Source organism: Maridesulfovibrio bastinii DSM 16055 (genome assembly GCF_000429985.1).
GTDB classification, from domain to species: domain Bacteria; phylum Desulfobacterota; class Desulfovibrionia; order Desulfovibrionales; family Desulfovibrionaceae; genus Maridesulfovibrio; species Maridesulfovibrio bastinii.
This window is the reverse complement of the sequence record NZ_AUCX01000013.1, coordinates 117,636-136,400: the sequence shown is the minus strand read 5'-3', so window position 1 is coordinate 136,400 and position 18,765 is coordinate 117,636. Positions and strand designations below refer to the sequence as shown.

Genomic DNA, 18,765 nt, shown 5'->3' with positions numbered 1-18,765 from the left:
TCCTCGAAAAGGATTACCCTTTTCTTTTAGCTGTCCAGCTCTATTTGAGTTCCTTCAGACCAGAGACCTTCAATATTATAAAAGCTGCGATTATCTTCCTGAAAGATATGGACAATAATGTCGTTAAGATCGAGAAGAATCCAATCTCCTGATTTATATCCTTCCATTCCGAGGTACTCGATCTTATTTTCCGCAAGCATTCCCAGAATATGGTCGGCAAGAGCCTGGGAATGACGAACTCCTTTAGCTGTCACAACCATTACAATCTCAGCTATGGGACAAACTTCATGAACATCGATTCCTATAATTTCCGACGCCTGCTTGTCATCCAGCCACCCTGCAACTTTGCGGGCTTTTTCCTTTGTATCAATTTCAATAAATTTTTTAGCTTTGTTTTCCATTATCTTCTATTTTTATTATATTGCATCGGCTTGGCTAGCCAAAAACTCTAATAACAGCCTATTATACAGGTTAAGGTGTCAATTATCACAATCCACCCGAAAATTCAGGTTTAGGATTAAGACTACACAAAACAACACCCGACATCCAGCAGATTATATAGTTAATTTGCGCGTAATACGCAATGAACTATGCTACCATTTTATGAAAGAAAAACAAATATGTCAGTCGATAATGACTTTTCTATCTTGACTCTGCAAATCATGTTGTGCATTATCTTGACGCTATGAACAACCACGGTTTTTTTCCTTTTTTTTTCGGCTTTTGCCACTTTTTTATGACTCAAAACTGAGTCGCCCGTGGTTATTGGTATAATTTAAAATCAGCATGCAGGCCACGGGTACCGCCCGTGGCCTTTTTTTTAAACCAAACCCACTTACTAGTCCGGGAGAACGTCAAAGCAGGAGGCGTAAAATGATTTTCGATGTCGACATGGAAACCATGCCAAGGGAAGAGCTGGAGCAACTCCAACTCAGGCGATTAAAATCTCTTTGTGAAAGAGTTTATGAAAATGTCCCATTTTACAATAAAAAGTTTAAAGAAAAAGGTATCGAGCCCGGAGACATTAAAAGTCTTGATGACATCACCAAATTACCTTTTACAGAAAAACAAGACCTCCGCAACCACTATCCCTTCGGACTTTTCGCAGTCTCCCGTGACAACATAGTAAGGATCCATTCTTCTTCAGGTACTACCGGTAAAGCTACTGTTGTCGGCTATACCAAGAGAGACATCAGGAACTGGGCAAATATGATGGCCAGATCTTTTGCAGCTGCAGGAGCAACCGCTGACGATATCATTCACAATGCATACGGCTACGGACTTTTTACCGGAGGTCTGGGCGTACATTATGGAGCCGAGGCCCTCGGAGCAACCATTGTTCCTGTCTCCGGAGGCGGAACAAGAAGACAGGTTATGCTGCTTAAAGATTTCGGTTCCACTCTTATCACAAGCACCCCATCTTACGCTCTTTTTCTTTATGAGACAGCACAGGAACTTGGTATAGATTTCCGCACTCTTCCACTTAGAGCCGGTATTTTCGGTGCAGAACCATGGAGCAACTCCATGCGTAAAGACATTGAAGATAAAATGAACATCAAAGCTATGGATATTTATGGGCTTTCTGAAATTATGGGTCCCGGTGTAGCTATTGAATGTATAGAGGCACAAAACGGATTACACATCATGGAAGATCATTTTCTCCCTGAAGTAATTGATCCTGAAACAGGAAAACATGTCGGCCCCGGTGAAGTTGGTGAACTTGTAATCACAACTCTTACCAAAGAGGGTATCCCCCTTATCCGTTACAGAACAAAAGACTTAACCCGCATTAATTATGCAGCCTGCCGTTGTGGAAGAACCTTTGCCAGAATGGAAAGAGTTACCGGAAGAAGTGATGATATGCTTATCATCCGCGGAGTTAATGTATTCCCATCACAAATTGAATCAATTCTTATTGAAACAGACGGTCTGTCTCCATATTACCAGCTTGTTGTTGAGCGCGAAGGAAATCTTGATATCCTTACTGTAAAAGTTGAAATGTCACCGGGCATATTCTCAGATGAAATTAAAAATTTACAGAAGCTCGAAAGAAATATACAAAGAAACATTAAAGAATTCCTTGGAGTAACGGCTAAGATTAAACTGGTTGAACCCAAATCAATTGAAAGATCTGCCGGAAAAGCAACAAGAATTATAGACTTACGTAATCAGAAATAATTTCTGGTTATGGAATTTTGAACCAATCAAAAGCGAGGACCACTATGAAATGTGATCAGCTCTCCATATTTTTAGAAAACCGGGCCGGAAGACTTGCTGAAGTAACTCGTCTGCTTTCCGAATCAAAAGTGAATATACGGGCTTTATCGTTGGCCGACACTTCTGATTTTGGAATTTTAAGACTTATTGTTTCCGACTTTGAAAAAGCACAAAAAGTACTAAAAGACGCAGGATTCACTGTTGGCAAGACAAGTGTTGTAGCAGTAGTTGTTGATGATCATCCGGGAGGACTCCATAATCTGCTGCATCTTCTCCGTGATTCAGGTATCAATGTTGAATACATGTATGCCTTTGTCCAGCAGTCAGGAAGTAACGCCGTTATCATATTCCGCTTTGATAAAACAGAACAGGCAATTGAATTATTGACTGAGAAAAAGATAAAAATGATACCGGGAAATGAGCTCTCACAGCTCTAGTACCAGTAAAATCAGCAATCCTGTCAGTTGACAGGGATAGAGACTAAGCTGATCAGATCTCAGAGACCAGTTTTGAGGGTGTATTACCGAAAAACTGGTCTCATTTTTTTAATCCAAATTTTCTGATTTAATCTAGCTTTGTTGATGACAATCAATTGCCGCTTTCCACTATATGTAGCTGATATGAAATTCTAAACAACTCAGTTGTAGATCTATAAAAAACGCGGACCTGTCTCTGGCTGTGACAGGTCCGCGCATAGTTCCCGCAGATGAAGATGTTCTATGCATTTATATACGGGAACTTTTTTTATGTATTAAATTTAAATATAAACTCTGGGAACTCTAGCCATCACGGTTGAAACTATTTCATAATTAATGGTTCCAAGCTGCTTTGCCATGACATCAGCACTCAATGTGCGTCCACGTTGAGACCCTACTATGACAACCTCATCACCACACCTGACGCCATCAATATGTCCAACGTCAATAATCGTCTGATCCATACAAACTCTTCCAACGACAGGAGCCAGATGACCTCGCACAAGCATCCAACCGGCAGAAGACAAACTGCGGCGGTATCCGTCCGCATAACCTATAGGAATTGTTGCCAGAACAGTTGGCTTTTCAGTCACATAAGTTTCACCATAACTGACTTTGTAGCCAGCAGGCACATTTTTGACTTGCGAAACAGTAGCCTTAAGGCTCATAGCAGGACGCAAATCCAGAAGCTTCCGATCAACTTCATCAGAAGGATATAATCCATAAAGAATTATACCGGGACGAACCATATTGAAATATGCTTCCGGCATTTCCATGACAGCCGCACTGTTAGCTGCATGATGAACGGGTATATTAAGCCCACTTTCTTCCAAGGACTGAATTACTTCCTTAAAAAGGTTCAATTGTTTTAAGGCACTTGTCTTATCAAGTGAATCACTGGAAGCGAAATGAGTGAAAATACCTGTAACTTCAATTGCAGGAAGTTCTGAAATTCCGATAACTGCTGAGCTTAAAGTATTTTTGCCGGGATTATGCGATTTTTCGTCATTTTTAAGACGTGGTGGAACAAATCCCAACCGTCCCATTCCGGTATCAATTTTTATATGAACCTTAATTCTGTCGCCATACCCCGGAACGTTATCACTAAGCTCCTGCGCATAATTAAATGAAAAAACTTCCTGTGTGATATTATATCGAGTCAGTTCTGCGGCATACTGAGGTGGAGTATATCCAAAGATCAAAATATCTTTTGTAATCCCGGCGTTACGCAAAGCGACAGCTTCACTAAGACGGGCAACTCCGAAGATATCCGCTCCGCATTTATCCAGAAGGTGTGCAACCTGCTCTATACCGTGTCCGTAAGCATTAGCCTTTACTACCGCAATAATTCCGGTTTCAGGACCAATTTTATTTTTTATCTCTGCAAAATTGTGCGAAATCGCGCTCAGGTCTATTTCGGCCCAGAGTGGATAACGGTCTGCCGCGGAAATCATTTGAAAACTCACTTGTTTTCTTGTTTTTAAATTCACCGTCTACGCATAAAAAAATTCAGCAAAAAGAGCCCTTCCGGGAGACTTGGCAATCCCGAAAGGACTCTTTTTATAATTATTACTTTTTATCGTCAAAGTACTTCTTGGTTTCCGACACTACTACCGGAGTAAGGAGGAGAAGCCCTATAAGGTTTGGAATCGCCATCAATCCATTCAATGTATCTGAAATATTCCAGACAAGACTGAGTTTTGCGACAGCTCCTATTCCGACAAAAAGGACGAATACCATACGGTAAGGCTTGATAGCCTTTACACCGAGAAGATACTCAATGGACTTTTCCCCGTAGTAACTCCAACCAAGGATGGTGGAATATGCAAAGAGAACAAGACCAATGGTCACAACATGAGCACCGCCGGGCATTCCCTTGCCGAAGGCGATGGTAGTCAGCTCAGCACCGGTTGCTCCGCTGGACCAGGTATTGGTAATGACCAGCACAAGCCCGGTCATAGTACAGACAACAATGGTATCAATGAAAGTCTGAGTCATGGATACCAGAGCCTGAGTAATCGGGCTTTTGGTCTGTGCGGCGGCCGCAGCAATAGGGGCACTGCCGAGACCTGATTCGTTTGAGAAGACACCGCGGGCCACGCCCATCCTGATACACAGCATTATGGAAGATCCGGCAAAGCCGCCGACAGCAGCTGTCGGAGTAAATGCCTGTTCTACGATGTATACAAATGCTTCGGGTACAGCACCGATGTTTGCGATAATTATGTAAAGAGCTCCGGCCATGTAGAAAACTACCATTACCGGGACCAGCAGTCCGGTCACCTTACCAATCTTCTTAATACCGCCGAGAATAACAGCCGCAGTGCAGACCATAAGCACAATCCCAGTAACATAAGGGGAGATGTGATATGTGGAATTAACCGCATCGGCAACGGAGTTGGACTGAACCATATTTCCGATGCCAAAAGCTGCAAATGACGCACAGAAGGCAAAAACGGCACCAAGCCAAGGTTGTTTCAAACCTTTTGAGATGTAGTACATAGGACCACCGCTCATTTCTCCATTTTCATCGGTGACTCTGTATTTAACAGCGAGCACCGCTTCGGAGTACTTGGTTGCCATTCCGACGAGTCCGGTCACCCACATCCAGAAAAGCGCTCCAGGACCACCAACTGCAATGGCTGTGGCAACTCCGGCAATATTACCGGTTCCCACAGTAGCGGAAAGCGCGGTCATAAGGGCTTCAAAGTGTGTGATGTCACCAGGTTCGGCGTCATCTTCCTTACGTTTTATAAGAGCAAGGTAAAGAGCATGAAATAATTTCGAAAACTGTATTCCGCGAAGGGATAAAGTCAGCCAGATACCTGTTCCAACTAGCAGAATAAGCATAGGCGGTCCCCACGCAAAAGCGCCAACCTTTCCGACAAAAGCATCCAGCGCATTCATAAAATCCATAAGCTGTCTCCTTGAACTTTATCAAAGATAAAATTCATTTAGAGATTATCGGATGAGTTGAATGCCCTCGACTAACTACAACAAGTTGTCAACAGGAACGTATTCGAGATCGAATGCGTCTGCCACTCCTTTGAAAGTTACCTGACCGTTAACCATGTTAATACCGGTTTTAATGCCATTATTTTCCACAGCTGCCTTCTTCCATCCCTTGTTGGCAATCTCAACTGCGTAAGGAAGGGTCGCATTGGTGAGAGCCATTGTAGAAGTGAAAGGCACTGCACCAGGCATATTGGCAACGCAATAGTGAATTACACCGTCAACTTCAAATACTGGTTCCCCATGTGTAGTAGGTTTCGAGGTTTCAAAACATCCGCCCTGATCTATCGCAACGTCAACAATAACAGACCCTTTCTTCATGGTTTTCAACATGTCACGGGTCAACAGTTTTGGTGTTTTTGCTCCGGCTACAAGAACTGCACCGACAACAACGTCAGCATCTTTGACAAGCTCACGAATAAGTCCGGGGCTACTCATCATAGGACAGCAGTTTTTAGGCATAATTTCTGTAAGATGCCTTAATCTGTCCAGATTCATATCAAGCAGCGTAACTTTAGCGCCAAGTCCGCAAGCCATTAAAGCTGCATTTGTTCCGACAACACCGCCACCTATCACAACAACATTTGCTGGTGCAACACCTGTTACACCACCAAGAAGTATGCCTCTACCACCGTAAAATCTTTCAAGATACTTTGCTCCTTCCTGTACTGCCATACGTCCTGCGACCTCACTCATAGGAGTAAGCAGTGGGAGATCGTGATGATGACCTTCTACGGTTTCGTAAGCTATTGCAACTGATTTATTCTTTATAAATGCACGAGTTAGGGGCTCATCAGGGGCAAAATGGAAATATGTGAAAACAATCTGACCTTCGCGTACCATGTCATACTCAGAAGCCTGAGGCTCTTTAACATGCATGACCATTTCGCAGTCTTTATAAATATCAGCAGGAGAATCAATGATGGTTGCGCCTGCTTTTACATACTCATCATCTTTAAAATTACTTCCTTCACCGGCTCCCTTTTCAACCAGAATTTCATGACCATTGGCCTTCATAACTTCAACTCCGGCAGGAGTCATTGCTACTCTGTGTTCAGCCGACTTGATTTCTTTTAAAACTCCAACTTTCATTTCCGTTTCTCCTGAATATTTTAGTTGTTTCCCATTTTTTTTGGGTATTTCATTAATTGTGCGCACAACTGACGTTCAGTGTTACTCTTTTGAGCAATACATGTGCCAGATAGGCCAGAATTATTAAAATAAATAACACCAGTTGGAGGCTCTATTGTTTTATGCAATTATTACAGAGCTATATATGTAAAAAACCAAAAAGCCCGGTGCAAGACCGAGCTTAAGGATTCCTAACTATGAAATAATGTTATGTTTTAAGAATGGTACCTAATGATACCGATTGAACGATCGATACCCTTTCAGCTTAGCAATAGCTAAAACTAATCGGTTGGAACTAAAATATTCCAATGGCAACTATTGTTACCGTTAGTTATTTGATATTTTGAAATTTTTTTCAGGAGAGCGGTGTGGGAAAGTCCAAGTTTGAAAGCTGCTTTTCTGATGCTGGCAGTAGAATTGAGGGCTTCAAGCAAAATGTTCACTTCATAATCTGACATAATCTGCTTTAAGCTTTTACCTGATGGAAAAGAATTCTCTATACTTCTATCTTTACTATCAAAAACTCCATTTGAGCTCAGTCTTACGGCTTCTGATCTAATTTCTATGCCATCACTTAGTATGGCGGCTCGCTCGATGACATTCTGTAATTCACGAACATTTCCAGGCCAATCATATTGGCGGAGCTTCTCAAGTGCTTCAGAAGTTATAATCTGATCTTCTTTTCCAAGTTTCCGATTAAACCTTTGTAAAAAAGAATTAACCAGCAGCGGCAAATCGCAGAGCCGTTCTTTAAGTGGTGGAATCTGAATAGTCAACACATTTATTCTATAAAATAAATCTTCCCGAAATTCCCCTTTTTCAACCATCTCTTTTAGATTTTTATTTGTTGCTGTAACAACTCTCGCATCGACTGGGATCTCTTCAAAACCACCAATTCTACGCACACATCCGTCCTGAAGAACCCTCAAAATTTTAGCCTGCAACCCGGCTGGCATATCACCAATTTCATCCAGAAAAATAGTTCCTTTGCCGGCAGATTCAAAAAGTCCCTGCTTACCTTTCTTCTGAGCCCCGGTAAAAGCTCCATCAACATAACCGAATAGCTCACTTTCAATAAGCTGCTCTGGAAGTGCTGCACAATTGACAGGAACAAAAGGACCGGTACGCCCGCTCTCGAAGTGGATTGCCCTGGCAAATAACTCTTTTCCTGTTCCGCTCTCTCCATTTATAGATAAAATTGTCCCCATGGTTGAAACTTTCCGGGCAAAGTTCTTCAGGCTGACCATCTCAGAACTTTCTCCAATTATATCATCGAAACAGATCTCAAGTGGTCCGGAAACAGCATCAACCATCTCTTTCACCTCTTTAAGATTCTTCATTAATAAGACAGCCCCGACCAGCCTCCCCTCAGAATCACAGATCGGCTCTGCAGAACCATAGAAATATATTCTGCCGGTACCTGTTAAAACAGATTTTCTCCTACGCAGAGGAATTCTTTTCTCAATGCACTCCTGTAGAATACATTCTTTAAAACTTATCTCAGCAACATGTCTGCCAACTATAGTATGATAAGACATTCCTAATATCCGGCAGGCAACTTTATTCACCGTATTGACTATCCCATCAGCATTTACGGAGATGACTCCTTCGCTCATAGCGTCAAAAACAGTACGGAACCAACGTTCCCGCTTTTCATGCGGTAAACTGCGAACAACATTCTGACTATCTATTTTAGGGAGTAATGAAAATAAATTCAGGAGCTTATCATTAGATAATTTCTGGCCATCACTTTCGATTTCAATGGAAATTTTAGCAAATCCATTAACTTGTTCAACTTCCATCGCCTTAATGTTCAGACGATGTTTCATCATTAATGTTGCTATATCATGGACTATTCCGAGCCTATCCTTAAATACAAGCTTAAACTTATAACTTTCTGACATACCAGCCCACCTCATTATGTCAGTGTTTGATCACAATCGTAGTTATATTCACAACTTATAATGAACAAGCCCCTTCAGTTTTATTACTTGGGGGATAAACATCGATAAGGTTAAAATAGTATTGATTGCGAATTTAAAAATCAGAGCATTCCCAAAGTTCAACCCGGTCGTGTTGATAACTTATTAAGTTTTCAAAGACCAGTTTGAATCAAAATTAAATTAAATTTGCGTTTAAAAAAAAAGATGATAATCTTATCAGCAGTTCCTGGTCAGAGTTGGAACTGATTTTAAATGAGGATATTATTATGACACAAATAAATAATTACTTAATAGTAAAAATTACTTGTATCAAAAAGAGGTCTGCGCTAGAGTTCTGGAAATGAGAATTTTACCGCTAAAAGACAAACATATTATCGAAGGAGATTTAAAATGATAGAGAGAGAAGGAATTATTACATTTGCAGGAAATCCATTGACACTGATCGGTGATGAAATCAAAGCTGGAAGCAAAGCTCCTGACTTTTCAGCTGTAGACAATGAACTCGCACCAAAGACTCTTGCAGATTATGCTGGAAAAGTTCTGATTCTATCAGCAGTACCTTCACTGGATACCCCTGTATGCGATATGGAAACACGCCGCTTCAATACTGAAGCTTCCAAATTGAGTGACGACATCAAAATCCTTACTCTGAGCATGGATCTCCCCTTTGCTCAGGCCAGATGGTGCGGAGCTGCCGGAGTTGAAGCAGTGACAACCCTTTCTGATCATAAGGATGCTGCCTTCGGTGAAGCATACGGAGTACTCATCAAAGAACTTCGTCTTCTTAGCAGAGCTGTTTTCGTGGTTGATAAATCTGGAACCGTTCAATATGCGGAATACCTTAAAGAAATTACTGAAGAACCTGATTATGATGCAGCCCTTGAAGCAGCAAAAAAACTTGTTTAGTTTTAAACAAAACTGAAATTATAAAGTCCCATCCGAATTATCGGGTGGGACTTTTTTATTGGCTGGAAAAAGCAAGCTGAATACATCAACTTATAAGCTGCCCTTAAATACCTCAGGCCACACAAAAATCACAAGCCTATGATTAAGAAATCTATACACATAACAATACATGAGGTATAGTAAATCATGAATAAGACCTTACAAAATGAATAATTGATATAAATTATAATGATAAGGGGGAGTTATGAATAATAATCTACTAACAAAATCTGAAACTGAAAATTTGATTAATTCAGACAGAATCCTGCTGCTTTCCGGTGATGAAGACAACCTGAAATCACTGCCAAAAGGCAATTGGATTGGTGGAACTACTCCATATTTTGTTTCAAAAGAAAGTGGCGGTCTTATTTCAAAAGACAAAATTTTTGTTTCAGATATTACCTCGGTAGCAAAGTCTATTATGGTCAAAAACTATGACGAATATAAGCTTCGCAAACTATATGGAAACTCTTACCCGAATGGCTTCAATTTTATAATAATACCTTCATCAAGCCCTGCTCACAGCTCTTTTGCCCTGAACGCTCCCAGTTATAAAAAATTTGGAAAGTATCCATTACTTGGGTGGATTAGCGGTGTGCATATTAACGATCTTGGTAAGATAAAACCTAAAATTTTTAATGGGATTACCGGAGAATCCTTTGAAGACGAAGCAATTGTTATGCACGTTGAAGTTGATGAAAATAAAACAATTGAAATAGGTACTGTTAATAATTTTGAACAGGGTGACGGCGATATTCTTACTTTTATGGATGATGGCTTTTCATGCAAAGAAGTAATGGTTAACGGCCTGAGAGAAAGCTTTGGTGACTATATAATAAGAAACGGTCTCGATACAAAACTTCCTCTGGTGGCGAACTATTTCGGAAAACTTGTTAATATCAGTTTTCAAAGTTTCGAAGCCGGTGGAACCGTAAGATTCTACGCTCCAGTGTTTACAGGCGTACGCTACAAGCACGCCAAACCAGTTGGTGATTATGCACAGGAGTTCAACAGGCAGATGCAAAATGTTGATCTAAACAATAAAAAAATTTTATTCTCATGCAATTGTGTTTTAAATTACATGCATCTAAATCTTGAAGGTAAAAAAACAGAACCATTTACCGGGCCATTCACTTTTGGAGAAATTGCATATCAACTGCTTAACCAGACATTGGTTTATCTCAGCATAACCGAATCATAGATTTCTATTGTTAGATAGTAAGATTAGTATTTGGATTAATTCATATAGGATATAAAATTCCCGCCGAATTTTACTGACAATCCGACGGGAATAAAAAGATAATTATTATCTGGCAGCCAATTCAATTATCGCCCGACAAAATGCCGGAAGGTCATCCGGCTTTCTTGAAGAAACCTGATTCCTGTCAACAACAACTTCTTTATCTACCCACGTAGCTCCGGCATTAATCAAATCATCTTTGATTCCAGGAGTAGAAGTACAGGTAAATCCTTTCATGATACCGGCAGAAATGGGTATCCATCCACCATGACAAATATGCGCAACAACTTTACCTGCATCATGGATATCCCGGGTCAGCTCCAAAACTTTAGGGTCTCTGCGCAACTTATCAGGAGCAAAACCTCCTGCTACAACTAAGAAATCAAAATCAGATGCTTTTTGTGCGGCAATTGCAGCATTCGAACGAAAAGGATAGCCATTTTTACCTATGTAAACAGTATCTTCTTCAGGACCTGCGACAACAACCTCAGCACCTTCTTCTAGCAATCTATAATATGGATATAAAAGCTCCATATCTTCAAAAATATTATCAATAAACATCAAAACACGTTGCCCTTTCAACTTCATAAAAAGCTCCCATATTTTAAGTTTACACTAGATGATCCAACAACCAGAGTCACAAAACTATACCAATGAAGTTTATAATTCATAGCATAAAATTTCATAATACGTCAGTATCCCTAAAGTACATATCTGCTATAGTTAGAACTGATATATATAGCTAAGAATTCTAACAGGTTATTTTAATGATATTTAATAGCATATAATTTCAAACCTTTCCAAAAGTTATCCAACAAAAAAGGGCTTACGATTAAATCGTAAGCCCTGAAATATCTCTGGCGGAGAGGAGAGGATTTGAACCTCCGTTAGCGTTAACTAAACACGCTTTCCAGGCGTGCTCCTTAAGCCAGACTCGGACACCTCTCCGCGTTGGGAAAAAAGGGTTTAGCTAAATCATTATATGATTGCAAGCTATTTTTTTATTTTATTTCTCAAAAATTAAATAAGCAGCAATCTTAAATGGTAAAACTGCACCAATTTTAAAAGAACTTAATTAAATATCGTCATCGGTCAGATTTTCGTCCGAACTTGAATTTGCCTGTCCAGACTCCGCCACATAAAGTTCAACTTCCTTAATTTTCATAATATCGCAAAATGAAGATGATGGCTTTTTATCTGTAAAAATTGCATCAATTTCTGATATATCTGCAATTCTTACCATAGCATTTCTATTAAATTTAGTATGATCGGTAACTAAAAAAACATTTCTGGAATTTCTGATGATTTCACGAGCGATTCGAACTTCATGGTAATCATAATCTAAAAGAGTTCCATCCTCATCTATTCCCGAAACCCCGATTATTCCATAATCAACCTTAAATTGCTTAATAAACTCAACAGTAGCTTCACCGGTTATCCCGTTATCACGCTGGCGAACCATACCACCGGCAACCATAATTTCACTGTCGCTATTACTACTACTTAATATCATTGCCACATTTAAATTATTAGTAATAACCTTCAGTCCCTTATGTCCGGTAAGAACTTTTGCGACTTCCTCTGTGGTAGTTCCTAGATTTATAAAAAGTGAGGCTCTATCCGGAATCCTTTGAGCTGCCATTTTGGCAATACTTTTCTTTTCCTGATATAAAATATTTCTGCGGTTATTATAATCAAGATTTTCAACACTAGAAGAACGCCCCGCTCCACCGTGAAAACGCTGTAATAATTGATATTCACAGAGTTTATTTATATCTCTGCGTATGGTCTGAGGAGTAACTTCAAATTGCTGAGCAAGGGATTCTATAGGTGAAAATCCATTTTCGTTTACAATTTCCAGAATTTCACGCTGCCGCTTTGGCAATGAATTTATATTTAATTTCAATCTTTTACGCTTTATAGCTTTAGATGAGTCAGGCAAATCAACTCTCCTTATCAGTAAATAACTCTTGATATAAAAATAGCTAATTATCTAAAAAAAATAATTATTTAAATAGAAAATTATTAATTTTATTTATTTTAAGACTATTAAAATTCAATATACGCATAAAGCGAACATTACTACTTTTTTGTTTCAATTAAAATCATACACACGTTGTCCAGCACAATTTTTTATGCAATAATATTGGCAATTGTATTTATAACGGAAGGTTAGCAAAAACGATTATTTTTATAACCTTTCGTTATATATGCTTTTTAAAAAATTTTTTTGCTCGATGACAACATTTGCTTGTGTATTTTTGTTCATTATGTCACATTTTGTTCAGAAACGAAAATAAATTCATTATAACCTGCTTACCTTAACCAGAAATATGCCGGAGAAGTCTTAAGTTAAGGATAAAGCTTCAAGCTTTAATTATAAGCAGGCTTAACCGATACCCGGAATACATCCGGAAAAAAATGGTGGCGTATGAAACGTTCTAATTTTGTCCAGCAGATGGAAGACAGCTCCAAGGAATGGGATTTCATTATTATTGGAGGTGGCGCAACCGGATTAGGATCAGGTCTCGACGCAGCGGCCAGAGGATATTCGGTTCTGCTCCTCGAACAAGGAGACTTTGCAGAAGCAACATCCAGCCGCAGTACTAAAATGGTACATGGCGGTGTACGCTATCTTGCTCAGGGTAATATCTCTCTGGTTATGGAGGCTCTTTACGAGCGCGGGGTGCTTCGCCAGAACGCTCCACACATGTGCTACAACCAAAAATTCATTGTTCCTGATTATAAATGGTGGGGCCTGCCCTATTACGGTATAGGCCTTAAAATGTATGACATGCTTTCCAGAAAATATACTTTTGGAAAATCCCAGATATTTACAGCCTCAAAAGTTTCAAAAGAAGTGCCTAAAGTACTGCGTTGCGGGCTCAAAGGCGGCGTAACCTATCACGATGGACAGTTTGATGACGCCAGACTGGCAGTTACTCTTGCCCAGACCATGTCAGATCTTGGCGGATGCCCGGTCAACTATACTAAAGTAACCGGACTTATTAAAAATTCTTCTGGTTATGTCTGCGGAGTTAATGCAGAAGATAAAATAAGCGGAAAAACATACGAGCTGAAAGCAAAAGCTGTAATCAACGCAACAGGCATTTTTACTGACGACATAATGAACATGGATAACCTTGAGCATAAAAAGCTTATAGCTCCAAGCCAGGGAATCCATATTGTTATTGACCGTGAATTTCTTGGTGGAAATACAGGAATCATGGTTCCTAAAACTGATGACGGCCGTGTTATCTTCTTTGTCCCCTGGCATGGAAAAGTTGTTGTAGGAACAACAGATACCCCGCTTTCAAAAGTTAGTATGCATCCTAAACCACTTGATGAAGAAATAGACTTCCTCATTGAACATTCAGCAAGATATCTGGCTACTCCACCGACCAAAGCTGACATCAGGAGTGTTTTTGTAGGAATCCGGCCTCTTGTTGCTGCCGGAGAGGCTGAAAAGACTTCAAAGCTTTCACGTGACCATTTTCTTACAGTTTCACCCAATAAGCTTTTGACTATTGCCGGTGGTAAATGGACAACATACAGACACATGGCTGAAGATTGCATTGACCATGCTATTGAGATGGGAGGATTAACTTTCCGCCCGACTCCTACCAAGAATCTGAAGTTGCATGGTTATACAGAAACTTATGACCACAACGACCACATGCATGTCTATGGAAGCGAAGCTGCAGAAATCAAAGCCCTTGCAACTGAGCTACCGGAACTGGACACTCAGATGCATGAAGACCTTCCATACTCGTGGCTTGAAGTTGTCTGGGCCTGCAGAAATGAAAGTGTCCAGACCGTTGCTGATGCCCTTGCACGAAGAACAAGAGCATTAATTCTGGATGCTAGAGCAACAGCGGAAGTTGCTCCAAAAGCAGCAGAAATCATAGCTCGCGAACTCGGTAAAGATAAAAACTGGATAGAAAGCCAGATAGAAGATTTTACTAAACTTGCTGAAAATTATATTGTAAATTAATTGATTATATTATGACCATAAGCTAATATTTTCCAACCATGAGAAAATATACTTATTGTCATATAACTCTAAGTTTAGATGAAGGTTTACCTTTTTGGCAGGACACCTTCAATATTATTACCTAGAGAAGCGCCACTGATCTGAATCTGATCGGTGGCGCTTTTTATTTTTTGCCAAAAATAAATTAGTTGAAATTTATCTATTTAAATTGATATCAGTTTAATTGTTTCACTAAAAAAACTTTATTTTTACTAAACCGAAAACATTTTTTTTCATTTTTCTTTCATACTTGAAAATTTTATTGTTGATTTTTTTCTTTTCTCAAAATAATAAAATGTTAGGAAATGGATGATTTTTAATAGGAGATAAAGTCAGTTAAAGGTGCACGCCTCCAGCGGAGGCCCTTTGTTATAAACCGTCTTAAGGAATGTGGGAGAGGTTTTATGGAGTTCTTTATCAGTGAATTAGTCGGAACTTTGATTTTGACACTTTTCGGTTGCGGCGTTTGCGCAAACGTTCTTCTGGAAAAATCAAAAGGACAAAACAGTGGATGGATAGTAATTACCTTCGGATGGGGTTTCGCCGTTGCTTTTGCTGTCTATGTTACAGGTAAATTTTCAGGTGCACACATAAACCCGGCTGTAACAATCGGTCTGGCCTCTGTCGGTGCTTTTCCATGGGAAAAAGTGCCTGAATACATTGCAGGACAGATGGTTGGTGGTTGTCTTGGTGCCATGATATGTTACTTTACATACCTCAACCACTGGAAAGAGACTAAAGATGCTGGACTCAAACTGGCAATTTTCTCAACCGGACCGGCTATTCCTAATGTCTTTGCTAACTTTCTCTGCGAATTTATAGGCACAGCCGCTCTGCTCTTCGGTCTTATGGGAATTGGTGCCAACGAATTTTCCAAAGGCCTGAACCCTCTTATTGTAGGTTTTTACATTGTAGCTATCGGTCTTTCACTCGGTGGTCCTACAGGATACGCTATCAACCCGGCTCGTGACCTCGGACCTAGAATAGCTCACGCCATCCTGCCCATTCCCGGCAAAGGAAGCAACGATTGGGGATACGCATGGATTCCTGTTGTTGCACCTATCTGCGGCGGTGTTGTTGGTGCAATGCTCTACAAGGCTTGCTTCGGTTAAAATCTAATTATTAACCGTTATCCGTTAATCAGGTGATATATCATCATCAAATGAACCATAAGGAAAACCAATAATGACCAAAAAATATGTTCTTTCTATTGATCAGGGGACCACAAGCTCCAGAGCAATTATCTTTAATAAGCATGGAGAAATCGTCCATGTTACACAAAAAGAATTCACCCAGATTTTTCCTAAATCCGGATGGGTTGAACATGATGCTACTGAAATATGGTCTTCCGTTCAGTCTGTAGTTGCAGAAGCTCTTTCACACCCTGAAATTTCAAGCTCTGACATTGCAACTATAGGAATCACCAACCAGCGTGAAACAACTGTTGTCTGGGATAAAAATACCGGACAGCCTGTTTATAACGCTATTGTTTGGCAGTCACGCCAGACCATGGATATATGCAATGACCTTAAAGCAAAAGGTCTCGACAGCATGTTTCGCGAAAAAACAGGTCTTCTTATTGACGCTTATTTCTCAGGAACAAAAGTTAAATGGATTCTTGATAACGTTGAAGGCGCCCGTGAAAAGGCTGAAAAAGGTGATCTTCTTTTCGGAACTATTGATACGTGGCTGGTCTGGAAACTTACAGGCGGAAAGGTTCATGTAACCGACTACACCAATGCTTCCAGAACTCTCATGTATAATATTCATGAACTTAAATGGGATGAAGAACTTCTGAAACATCTTACCGTACCGGCCTGCATGCTTCCGGAAGTAAGACCTTCATCAGAGCTTTACGGAACAACCGATAAAGATCACTTCCAGGGTATCGAACTGCCCATCTCCGGTATGGCTGGCGACCAGCAGGCTGCACTTTTTGGTCAGGCATGCTTCAAAGAAGGCATGGCTAAAAATACATATGGTACCGGTTGCTTCATGCTCATGAATACCGGAGAAAAAGCTGTACCTTCCAAAAACGGTCTGCTTACCACAATTGCATGGGGTGTAGACGGAAAAGTTGAATATGCTCTTGAAGGCTCTATCTTTGTTGCCGGATCAGCTATTCAATGGCTTCGTGACGGACTTCGTATGTTCAGAGAAGCAAAAGACAGCGAACTCTACGCAACAAGAGTTCAAAGTTCAGATGGCGTATACCTCGTACCGGCATTTGTAGGTCTTGGTGCTCCATACTGGGATTCTGAAGTTAGAGGAGCTGTTTTCGGCCTGACCCGCGGAACCACAAAAGAACACTTTGTTCGCGCAACCCTTGAATCACTCTGCTACCAGACTAAAGACGTGCTATCAGCAATGGAAGCTGATTCAGGAATCAAGCTTGAAAAATTGCGTGTTGATGGCGGAGCTGTTGCAAACGACCTTCTGCTCCAGATTCAGGCAGATCAGCTGGGATGCCCCGTCGAAAGACCCATGTGCATCGAAACAACAGCTCTTGGCGCAGCATACCTTGCAGGTCTCGCTGTAGGCTTTTGGGCCGAAAAAGATGACATTGTCAAAAGTTTTGGTGTTGACCGTGAGTTTGCTCCTAAGATGGACCCTGAAGAAGCTAAAAAGCTTTACGCCGGATGGCAAAAAGCTGTTGAAGCTACAATGGCTTTTAAATAGTTTTAGTTAGTAAAAAATTAATACCCGGCTTTAATCCTAAAGCCGGGTATTTTTTTGCCAAATTTTTATTATCTAACTACGCTGTTATAAAATATTCCAAAACTCTTTCTGATATATCCTAGGAAACAGTCAAAGAAACAGAGATAGTAAACAGTACATAACTGTTTTATAATTTTGAACATATTCTTGACTATTTTTTTATATCAAATATAAAATATTATATATATTTTGAATGAGGTGGAAAATGAACAAATTTTTGATTGCATTTGCTTTATCTGTCATATTGCTATTACCTACAATTTCAGAAGCATCATCGGTTAACCTTATGGACGGAGCTTCAGTCTCCGTTATTGGTAACTATCATGGATCAACGTCATATATAACTGACGGACTGGCAAAAACAGGAACACAATGGTCTCACCAGTCAGTATGGTGGTCAGGCTCTGATCCCTATATTCTGATTAAACTCGATGGAACAAAACAGATAGGCTCAATTGGAGTACAGGCTGACAGCGATGACAGTTATCTTGTGGAATACTGGAATTCAGACAGCAAAAAATGGCAGACAGCATATACTGTTGGATCAACTAAAAGTAGCGAAAATAACTGGCTGATGGGACTTGATCTGAGAGAATCACCTGATTTGAATATTACAACTGATAAAATCCGAATTTCAGCAATCTCAGGCGATGAAAATCATTCAATCTCTGAAGTTCAACTTCATGCGCATACCCCAATTCCATTTACCTTCCTGCTCTTTGGAAGTGGTCTAGGATTATTAGCTTTTTTCAAGCGTAGATTCTGCTAAAAAATACATACAATAACTATTACAGTTATACGCTCAGGCTAATTTTTATATTATTTAGCCTGAGCTTTTTTATTTACAGTGGAATTCAATTTATTTGAGATAGTATCTTAAAATAAAATATTATGAGCTTAAAGCATTGCCTCAATTATTTACAACTCAAATTATAGCCGAGACAGGATATCTAAAGACCACTAACCAAATTTTAATTTTTTATTCACAAAATAACAAAAACAAATTACAAATTGCTTCACATTTTTTATGCATAATAAACTCGGATAACA

The 18,765-nt window shown here is 39.9% G+C and carries 15 protein-coding genes and 1 tRNA gene; 8 read left to right on the top strand and 8 right to left on the bottom strand.

Translation table 11 applies throughout. From position 1 onward, the window contains the following. Positions 1 to 26: 26 nt before the first annotated feature. A complete protein-coding gene (gene rsfS, locus G496_RS0107260; protein ID WP_027178706.1) occupies positions 27 to 401 on the bottom strand; it encodes a ribosome silencing factor in 375 nt (124 codons plus the stop codon). Between the two features lie 472 nt (positions 402 to 873). On the opposite strand from rsfS, the gene G496_RS0107255 reads away from it, so the two are divergent. Continuing rightward, entirely contained in the window at positions 874 to 2,178 is a 1,305-nt protein-coding gene (locus G496_RS0107255; protein WP_027178705.1) for a phenylacetate--CoA ligase family protein, read from the top strand. Positions 2,179 to 2,222: 44 nt separating this feature from the next. Further along, on the top strand, positions 2,223 to 2,654 hold the full coding sequence (locus tag G496_RS0107250; protein ID WP_027178704.1) for an ACT domain-containing protein: 432 nt from the start codon (positions 2,223 to 2,225) through the stop codon (positions 2,652 to 2,654). Positions 2,655 to 2,974: 320 nt separating this feature from the next. On the opposite strand, the gene alr is transcribed toward G496_RS0107250, so the two are convergent. The 4 genes from alr to G496_RS19090 form a co-directional block, all read right to left on the bottom strand. Further along, the gene (gene alr, locus G496_RS0107245) at positions 2,975 to 4,147 is read right to left on the bottom strand and encodes an alanine racemase (RefSeq protein ID WP_027178703.1); all 1,173 of its coding nucleotides are present in this window, start codon (positions 4,145 to 4,147) and stop codon (positions 2,975 to 2,977) included. A gap of 115 nt (positions 4,148 to 4,262) precedes the next feature. Next, a complete protein-coding gene (locus tag G496_RS0107240; protein WP_425411666.1) occupies positions 4,263 to 5,600 on the bottom strand; it encodes an alanine/glycine:cation symporter family protein in 1,338 nt (445 codons plus the stop codon). 84 nt (positions 5,601 to 5,684) lie between these two features. Beyond that, on the bottom strand, positions 5,685 to 6,797 hold the full coding sequence (ald, locus tag G496_RS0107235) for an alanine dehydrogenase (protein WP_027178701.1): 1,113 nt from the start codon (positions 6,795 to 6,797) through the stop codon (positions 5,685 to 5,687). A 320-nt stretch (positions 6,798 to 7,117) separates the two neighbouring features. Continuing rightward, the gene (locus tag G496_RS19090; protein ID WP_051294893.1) at positions 7,118 to 8,740 is read right to left on the bottom strand and encodes a sigma-54 interaction domain-containing protein; all 1,623 of its coding nucleotides are present in this window, start codon (positions 8,738 to 8,740) and stop codon (positions 7,118 to 7,120) included. A gap of 429 nt (positions 8,741 to 9,169) precedes the next feature. On the opposite strand from G496_RS19090, the gene tpx reads away from it, so the two are divergent. Further along, positions 9,170 to 9,685 (top strand): thiol peroxidase, encoded by a 516-nt coding sequence (gene tpx, locus G496_RS0107225; RefSeq protein ID WP_027178700.1) that lies wholly within the window; start codon positions 9,170 to 9,172, stop codon positions 9,683 to 9,685. Positions 9,686 to 9,929: 244 nt separating this feature from the next. Then, positions 9,930 to 10,925 carry a DUF6976 family protein gene (locus tag G496_RS0107220; protein ID WP_027178699.1) on the top strand — a complete coding sequence of 332 codons (996 nt, stop codon included), beginning with the start codon at positions 9,930 to 9,932 and terminating at the stop codon, positions 10,923 to 10,925. Positions 10,926 to 11,030: 105 nt separating this feature from the next. Here G496_RS0107220 and G496_RS0107215 read toward each other — a convergent pair whose 3' ends face one another. The 3 genes from G496_RS0107215 to G496_RS19085 all read right to left on the bottom strand — a co-directional run bounded on the left by G496_RS0107215 (position 11,031) and on the right by G496_RS19085 (position 12,870). Further along, positions 11,031 to 11,552 carry a type 1 glutamine amidotransferase domain-containing protein gene (locus tag G496_RS0107215; RefSeq protein WP_027178698.1) on the bottom strand — a complete coding sequence of 174 codons (522 nt, stop codon included), beginning with the start codon at positions 11,550 to 11,552 and terminating at the stop codon, positions 11,031 to 11,033. Between the two features lie 270 nt (positions 11,553 to 11,822). Beyond that, positions 11,823 to 11,912: transfer RNA gene (locus tag G496_RS0107210), tRNA-Ser, on the bottom strand. Positions 11,913 to 12,039: 127 nt separating this feature from the next. After that, complete coding sequence (locus tag G496_RS19085) at positions 12,040 to 12,870, bottom strand: DeoR/GlpR family DNA-binding transcription regulator (RefSeq protein WP_245577880.1); 831 nt, start codon at positions 12,868 to 12,870, stop codon at positions 12,040 to 12,042. 525 nt (positions 12,871 to 13,395) lie between these two features. Here G496_RS19085 and G496_RS0107200 point away from each other — a divergent pair. The 4 genes from G496_RS0107200 (at position 13,396) to G496_RS0107185 (ending at position 18,484) form a co-directional block, all read left to right on the top strand. Next, on the top strand, positions 13,396 to 14,958 hold the full coding sequence (locus G496_RS0107200) for a glycerol-3-phosphate dehydrogenase/oxidase (RefSeq protein ID WP_027178697.1): 1,563 nt from the start codon (positions 13,396 to 13,398) through the stop codon (positions 14,956 to 14,958). 443 nt (positions 14,959 to 15,401) lie between these two features. Next, entirely contained in the window at positions 15,402 to 16,109 is a 708-nt protein-coding gene (locus G496_RS0107195; RefSeq protein WP_027178696.1) for an MIP/aquaporin family protein, read from the top strand. A 73-nt stretch (positions 16,110 to 16,182) separates the two neighbouring features. Continuing rightward, positions 16,183 to 17,676, top strand: a complete 1,494-nt coding sequence (gene glpK / locus G496_RS0107190) for a glycerol kinase GlpK (protein WP_027178695.1) — start codon at positions 16,183 to 16,185, stop codon at positions 17,674 to 17,676. A gap of 244 nt (positions 17,677 to 17,920) precedes the next feature. After that, on the top strand, positions 17,921 to 18,484 hold the full coding sequence (locus G496_RS0107185; RefSeq protein WP_027178694.1) for a hypothetical protein: 564 nt from the start codon (positions 17,921 to 17,923) through the stop codon (positions 18,482 to 18,484). Positions 18,485 to 18,765 lie beyond the last annotated feature (281 nt).